The sequence below is a fragment of the Fulvivirga aurantia genome (assembly GCF_009711475.1).
GTDB classification, from domain to species: domain Bacteria; phylum Bacteroidota; class Bacteroidia; order Cytophagales; family Cyclobacteriaceae; genus Fulvivirga; species Fulvivirga aurantia.
Window position 1 is genome coordinate 1 of sequence record NZ_SMMD01000105.1, and the last position, 517, is coordinate 517.

The 517-nt window shown below is 37.7% G+C and carries 1 protein-coding gene; it reads right to left on the bottom strand.

The genetic code is table 11. The features are described from left to right. Positions 1-517, bottom strand: a 517-nt coding sequence (locus tag E1176_RS20095; RefSeq protein WP_343030478.1) for a cobalamin B12-binding domain-containing protein, incomplete at both ends; no start/stop codon positions are given.

Below are 517 nucleotides of genomic sequence, written 5' to 3' on the forward strand. Positions count from 1 at the left end.
GTTTTTGGGCATTTCACCAGAATATTGGTGAAAAGCATACCCCGCCACAAGTACCACACTATTGGGGAATTTTTGGGATAGTTGGGTAATAAATTCCCCAATCTCCTCTTCAGTTTTGTTTAGCGATATAGAAGTAATTAAATGCTTTGGTGTTAATGATTTTGTAACAGCAATCAGATCGCTCATAGGTACTCGCTGCCCGAGATAGTAGGTCCTGTAGTTTAAAGACTTTGCCAGGTAATGATAAAATAAAAGGCCAATTTCATGCAGCTCTTCTTCTGGTAAAAACAAGACGGCCACTTCAGCATCCTTATCTTGAGTGGTGGCAATACTATCGACCGCTACAATTATCTTTTGTCTTATAAGGTTGGATATAAAATGCTCCTGAATAGGCGTTATATTCCCTGAGAGCCATAGAATCCCTATTTTTTCTAAAAATGGATACATGATTTCAAGTACCGTTTTTTCAAAGCCAAACCTAAGAATGTAATTAGAGAGTAGCTTTTCAAATTTAGGC